General features: G+C 42.6%; 6 protein-coding genes. 1 reads left to right on the forward strand and 5 read right to left on the reverse strand.

Annotated elements, in window-relative coordinates; translation table 11 throughout:
• Window positions 1-26: 26 nt before the first annotated feature.
• The 4 genes from EO92_RS07560 to EO92_RS07575 all read right to left on the reverse strand — a co-directional run bounded on the left by EO92_RS07560 (window position 27) and on the right by EO92_RS07575 (window position 3933).
• Window positions 27-953: a glycosyltransferase family 2 protein gene (locus tag EO92_RS07560; protein ID WP_048170537.1), complete on the reverse strand. Its 927-nt coding sequence runs from the start codon at window positions 951-953 to the stop codon at window positions 27-29.
• Window positions 943-1992: a polysaccharide deacetylase family protein gene (locus EO92_RS07565; protein WP_082107972.1), complete on the reverse strand. Its 1050-nt coding sequence runs from the start codon at window positions 1990-1992 to the stop codon at window positions 943-945. The genes EO92_RS07560 and EO92_RS07565 overlap by 11 nt, the downstream gene beginning before the upstream one ends.
• On the reverse strand, window positions 1976-3049 hold the full coding sequence (locus EO92_RS07570; RefSeq protein ID WP_048163007.1) for a DUF354 domain-containing protein: 1074 nt from the start codon (window positions 3047-3049) through the stop codon (window positions 1976-1978). The genes EO92_RS07565 and EO92_RS07570 overlap by 17 nt, the downstream gene beginning before the upstream one ends.
• A 602-nt stretch (window positions 3050-3651) precedes the next feature.
• Window positions 3652-3933, reverse strand: a complete 282-nt coding sequence (locus EO92_RS07575) for a hypothetical protein (RefSeq protein ID WP_235283245.1) — start codon at window positions 3931-3933, stop codon at window positions 3652-3654.
• Between the two features lie 250 nt (window positions 3934-4183).
• On the opposite strand from EO92_RS07575, the gene EO92_RS07580 reads away from it, so the two are divergent.
• On the forward strand, window positions 4184-5467 hold the full coding sequence (locus tag EO92_RS07580; RefSeq protein ID WP_048133605.1) for a UDP-glucose/GDP-mannose dehydrogenase family protein: 1284 nt from the start codon (window positions 4184-4186) through the stop codon (window positions 5465-5467).
• Between the two features lie 117 nt (window positions 5468-5584).
• Here EO92_RS07580 and EO92_RS07585 read toward each other — a convergent pair.
• A partial coding sequence (locus EO92_RS07585; protein ID WP_048170543.1) for a sugar phosphate nucleotidyltransferase occupies window positions 5585-6051 on the reverse strand: 467 nt, incomplete at its 5' end.

The raw sequence follows: 6051 nt of genomic DNA on the forward strand, positions 1-6051 counted from the left end.
AACTCTTATAAAATATTTCAAGATATTCACCGCTCTCCCTGCTGGGTATCTGTAGAGTTACGGCTTAAAGCTCCCGAGATTCGGGAAAACAACAGCCTGAGGTTTAAACTTCTATAGTAAGCCCGTATTTCCATGTCCTTGATCTTTTTCTCCCTCTTAAGGGTTGAATTGAGATATCCATAGAGGTATGCAATTCCTGTGTAATAGGGAGACTTCAGAGTATAATAAAGCGTATTTAACAGAACCACAGGCAAATTCTTATCCACATAATAAGCCATCCAGCCGTTTTTTACATATCCTTTCCAGAGTCCCTCCCCTGCACTCGTCTTTCGTTTCTGGATTTCAACTACATCTGCGTACTGCTTGAGTTGCCAGCCCCGAAGAAGGGCTTTAATATTGGAAATGGAATCAGGAGATGGTTCTACCGGATAACCTTCAGTCTCGATGAAACAGGATTTTCTCCAGAGCCTTCCTGTGCCGCGGGGCAGATTTTTATCTGATACTTCTCGTGAAAGTTTGCCACCAACGTCATAGTAAACCCCTCCGCTTGCAATCCCAAGAGAGGAATCTTTTTCAAATTCACCCAGTAACTTTACAAAATAGTTTTCATCGAGTACGGTATCGGCATCAAGAAGACCTATGTAATCATACTCAATGCAATTTTCCTTACAGTAATCCAGTGCATGATCAAATCCCTGTTTGCAGACGTAGCTATAGTGAAAGGTTATATCCCTTGGTCTTGGAGGGAGCCTTATGCTCTGAATCCAGGAGTATCTTGCCTTCAGCCCTTCGAGAATGTGGGGAGTCTCATCCGTACTCCCATCGTCCACTATGATCCATAGTGCAGGTGTTACTTTCTGCCCTGTTACAGACTTAGAAACATCAGGAAGGTTTTCCTCTTCATTCCTTGCAGGTGTAATCAGCAGATACTTCCCATTAGAATCAGAATTCATTCTCCCACCACCTGTAAATTTCTTCTCCGCTTGTCATCCATGCCCCTTTTTCAGAGCAGTACTGCAGAGCCATTTTATAGAGTTTGATCCAGTCTTTTCTGAAACTGCACCCGAAAACGAAGTTATGCCACAGCAGGGTAATGACCCCATTGAACCTTGCTGTTGTATCTATCAGGTTCTTTGTGCATCTCCAGGCTTCCTCAAAAGATCTGGAATCTTTGAAAAGAGCGACATCCATTACAGTAAGCGGGATTTCCAGGATGCCTATTTCCCGATCTTCATTCAGATTGTATGGTCTGAAAGGGTGGCACATGCCATTCCTGAAGCCAACTGAATCACTGTATCCGAACGTTGAATCATAGCTGAAACCGGCATCTGCCAGCAGCTCCCAGGATTCCGGAGTTTTGAACCTGAGATAATGGTTGCGAAAACCTATGACTTTTTTACCCAGAACGTCTTCCAGCCTTTTTTTTTCACTTTTTAGCGCTTCAAGGTTGTTATATGAATAATATCCACCATGAAGGCCAGCTTCCCACCCTCTATCGGAAATCTCTCCCAGATAGCTTTCTACATCCTCTATATCATATCTGAACCTTATGGGGTCCTCTCTGCTAGCAATGAAGTAAAAAGAGGACTTTGCCCCAAAACCTGCCTCAAGATCCATGATTTCAGAAAAGTTAAGGTAAGGCGAGTGCTCAGGCCCTCGGGATTTCCAGAGGAACTGAGCTGCCGAACTCCGGAAATCCAGATCTTTCAGGCAGTAGGCTGAGGACAGAAGGCTGTGGGAAAGAGGAGGATAAATATCATCCATATCATGAGTCAAACACACAGCAAAGGTTTTGTTTTCCGGAAATTCAACTTCCATCCCGTGTTCTACCAGGTATCTGGATGCCTCCGGCTCAGAGGCGTTTCTGAGGTCTTTATCAGCAAAAAGAAAACGCCCGTGCTCATCGAGCTTTTCAGGTAAATACTCTTCTTTTCGGGAAAAAATATCCCATATCTTTGCGTTTTGCTTTAGTAAATCATACATAGCTCTCATCCGAAACCGCAGATACGGAAACCCCGGACTTTTTTCCAGGAAGACTCTCTATGAGTTCGACCATGAATTCGGTTACGTTAATTTTATCCCTGAGTAGGGTAGCTCTCTTGAGGCCCCAAGTCTTCTTAAGTTCAGGGTCCTTGAGAAGTTCCACAGCCTTTGTCAGGGCAGCTTCCGAATCGCTGTAATTGAAGAGCAAACCGTATTTCTCCTCGAGTTCCGAAAAGTTTCCCATAGTTCCCGCAAGGGAGGAAACATAGATAGACGGAGTTCCAAGAATTGCGCTTTCAACAGCCATGGTTGCCCCCTCACCCACGCATAGTGTGGCATAATAAAGAAGGTCATGGATTTTTTCAGAGGGTACCCGGATTCTGTATCGGTCAAATTCTTCTGCCAGTTTTCCTTCTGAAGAAATGAAAACCTTCCCGAATTTTTCGAGTTCTTTAATAAGTGCTAGCTTATTATCGATTCCATGCTGTCCTACATCATGGTGTGCGCCCCATGAAATAAAGCGCAGGATTATGAACGGTTCGCCCACCTCCACACCGAGTTCCTGTAAAACCTCAGGATTTGGGGAGAAATAAGCTGGATGAAGATATGCCAATTCATGATATCCGCTGTACTTGATCTGCTTTTTTCCTGAATCTTTTTTAAAGGATGTGGGCGTGCAGATAATGTCACAGAAAGGATAGGTCAATTTCTGGGCTATTTTTGCATGTTCAGTGTCATTAAAAATTATGGATTTTTTCCCCAGTGCCCACGCAACATGGGCAACAGTAGGGGAAAGAATGCCCATAATGAGGTCCGGATTAAACTGGCGAGCGATGTTATAAAGTTTAGAATCTCTTATGAACAACTCTTCAAACAGGTGAATCTTGCCCTGTTTGACCTTACTTAAAACGGTATGCGGGATTTTATAGGCATCTAATAACTCTATTACAACATCTTTATCCCTTGAGACAACCATAACCTGGTGTCCTTTTTTTTCAAGATTCCAGATAGTGTTTTTAAAAAAATGAACGTGGGCTGGATGCCCTATATCAACAATGACCCTCAAGATTTTCACTCCCGAACTGATCCCCCAATCATAATTCCATTAATTGAGGAAAAGGACAGCTTTTCTTGCGAGAAGGCAACGGTATAAAGGAAGGTAAGAAACGAATTTAAATGCCAAATCCAGAAACAGATCAGGCAAGATACTTTCGAGAAATCAGGGAGTCATTCTACTTCATCTAGACTTCATTTATTAGAGAAGCAGTCAGATAGACCCTGGTTCTTCCTAAGTTCCTTTTTTCCGAACCCAACTTCAGATTTTAATGTCCCTTAAATTTCCCCTGAGCTGATAATAGGTGATGGCAACTCCGACCCCCTCGGCATAGTTCCACCACATTACAGCGCCTCATTAAATTTAAATTTTTAATTCTGATAGGATCACTAACATAATACTATTATGCTTAAAAGATAAAGAGTTTAGAATAAATAGTTTTGGAAACTAAGATTCTGAACTAAGATCTGTAACAAATAAAAAACACAGATGATTCCGAGTTTTTCAGCTTCACAAACGAAAAAAATAACCTATTATTACCCCGTAACATTTTAGCAGGAAGGTCTCCCCAGAAGAACGAAGAAAACAACTAAAACGCAAAAAAATTAAAGGGTTTAAGGGGTTAACCCTGTAAAAATCATTTCCAGACATGCAAAGAGGAAATTGGTAACAAAACATATCAACAGAGGGTATATCCCCATATCAATAGAATCTATTGAAAAAGAGTCTTCTTTCAGGGAAACCAGAAGCATTTCCTTCATCCCCACAAGAACGATTAGTCCCAGAACCGTTATCCTGTAAAATTCAGGAACTCCAAAGTCCGTGTAAACAAAACAGATGCCTGAACCGGGAAAATGATTTCCCAGAACAAGATTTTCTGTACCCAGGATCAGCATTGAAAGCACTATAAATCCCCCAACTTATCATTAACGGTATTGTAAGAACATGTACTAAATTCTAACTATAGAAACCTATAAACTGTCAAACTATATAAATATTCAAACCGGTACGAAAAAGATAAGTATATGAAAGCCTGAAAACGAGAACCTTCAAAAACCAGGAATTGCAAAGAGATACAGCCTATCAAAAAATAAATAAGAATTAGGATCGATTACCTCTTCAATTCCCAAGAAAGAGGTTCAGATTATGAAAGTTTCGGTTATAGGTTCAGGGTATGTGGGTTCAGTCACTGCAGCCTGTTTTGCAGAGGTCGGACACGAAATCATCTGTGTAGATATTGACAGGAAAAAAACGGAGCAGATAAACGCAGGCATTCCACCCATCTATGAAGAGGGGCTCGGAGAGCTTTTGCAAAAATATGCAGGAAAAAAACTCATAGCAACTACTGATTATGAATTTGCGGTCAATGAAACGGATATTTCCTTTATCTGTGTAGGAACACCTTCAGCCGAAGATGGTAGTATAGACCTTTCAATTGTCCGGGCAGCAGCAGCAAGTATCGGTGCAGCCCTGGCAAAGAAAGAAGGCTATCATGTGGTGGTAGTAAAAAGCACAGTAGTGCCCGAAACGACAGAAAAATTTGTCCTCCCGGTCCTTGAAGAAGCATCAGGAAAGACAGCAGGAAAAGATTTCGGTGTCGCAATGAATCCAGAATTCCTCAGGGAAGGAAAGGCAGTCCAGGATTTCATGCACCCTGATAAAATAGTTGTTGGGGCGATCGATAGACGCTCAGGAGATCTGGTTTCCGAACTCTACAGGACCTTTGAATGTGAGATCACGCGTACAAGTCCGGCAACCGCGGAAATGATCAAATATGCAAATAACTCCCTGCTTGCAACCAAGATCTCCTTTGCCAACGAAATAGGAAATATTTGCAAAAAACTGGGGATCGATACTTATGAGGTCATGGAAGCTGTAGGGAAGGACTTCAGGATTTCCTCAAAGTTTTTAAATTCCGGGGCAGGCTTTGGAGGGTCATGTTTCCCGAAGGACGTAAAAGCGCTTATAGGAAAAGCAAAAGCAATAGGATACGCTCCTGTGCTCCTTGAGTCCGTGATAGCTGTAAATGAAAGGCAGCCCCTTCTTATGACTGAAATTCTCCAGAGGAAAATAGGGGATCCTGCAGGCAAAAAGATCGCAGTCCTTGGACTTGCCTTCAAAAATGAAACGGACGACATAAGAGAATCCAGAGCAATTCCTGTGATTGCTGAACTCCTCAGGCTTGGAGCCAGAGTTTCGGCTTATGACCCGATGGCAACAGACAACATGAAGCGCGTCTTTCCCACAATCGAATACCTTGATAAGGCCTCGGATGCCCTTAAAGATGCAGATGCCTGTCTTGTGATGACTGAATGGGAGGAGTTCAAGAATCTCGATTCCGAATTCCAGGGCATGAAAGGAAAGATAGTTATTGACGGAAGGCGGGTAATTAAAGCGAAAAATGTGGATTATGAGGGACTCTGCTGGTGAAAATCAGCAGAAATTATCGCCCCCATTTATTACCTATTTATTAGATAGTCTTTTGGCTATCTTTTTTTAAATCGATCTTACTTGATGCTTCTTTAATTCTCTGGTTTGTTAGTATCTTTACTCTTTCTTTTCTGCCGGAACCTTTTCAACTGCCAGGATTTCGCGCAGGTACTCAAGTACATCATCTCTAAGGTTTTCATTCTTAAGGGCAAAGTCCACTATGGACTTTACATACCCAAGCCGGTCCCCGGTATCGAAGCGTTTTCCTTTGAACCTGCAGGCGTAGATCATCTGAGACCTGTTCAGGAGCCGGATGCCATCCGTGAGCTGGATCTCACTACCTACACCGGTTCCAGCTTCCTTTATGCAATCAAAAATTTCAGGAGTAAAGACATAGCGTCCGATTGCTCCGATATTGGAAGGAGCAGCTTCAGGAGAGGGTTTTTCCACGATATCCTCAAGCACGTACAGGGAATCATCAATAGGCTTGCCCTTTATAATCCCGTAGCTGCTCAGTTTTTCGTAAGGCACCTCTTCGACCTGTCTCTTATACACATCTGACGCTGCCGACGAATAGAGAGGTG

It is taken from the genome of Methanosarcina sp. 2.H.A.1B.4 (assembly GCF_000979385.1).
Taxonomy (GTDB): Archaea; Halobacteriota; Methanosarcinia; order Methanosarcinales; family Methanosarcinaceae; genus Methanosarcina.

Coding starts and splice junctions, on each gene's coding strand:
- EO92_RS07560 (WP_048170537.1), bottom strand. CDS start 953: ATGAATTCTGATTCTAATGGGAAGTATCTGCTGATTACACCTGCAAGG.
- EO92_RS07565 (WP_082107972.1), bottom strand. CDS start 1,992: ATGAGAGCTATGTATGATTTACTAAAGCAAAACGCAAAGATATGGGAT.
- EO92_RS07575 (WP_235283245.1), bottom strand. CDS start 3,933: ATGCTGATCCTGGGTACAGAAAATCTTGTTCTGGGAAATCATTTTCCC.
- EO92_RS07580 (WP_048133605.1), top strand. CDS start 4,184: ATGAAAGTTTCGGTTATAGGTTCAGGGTATGTGGGTTCAGTCACTGCA.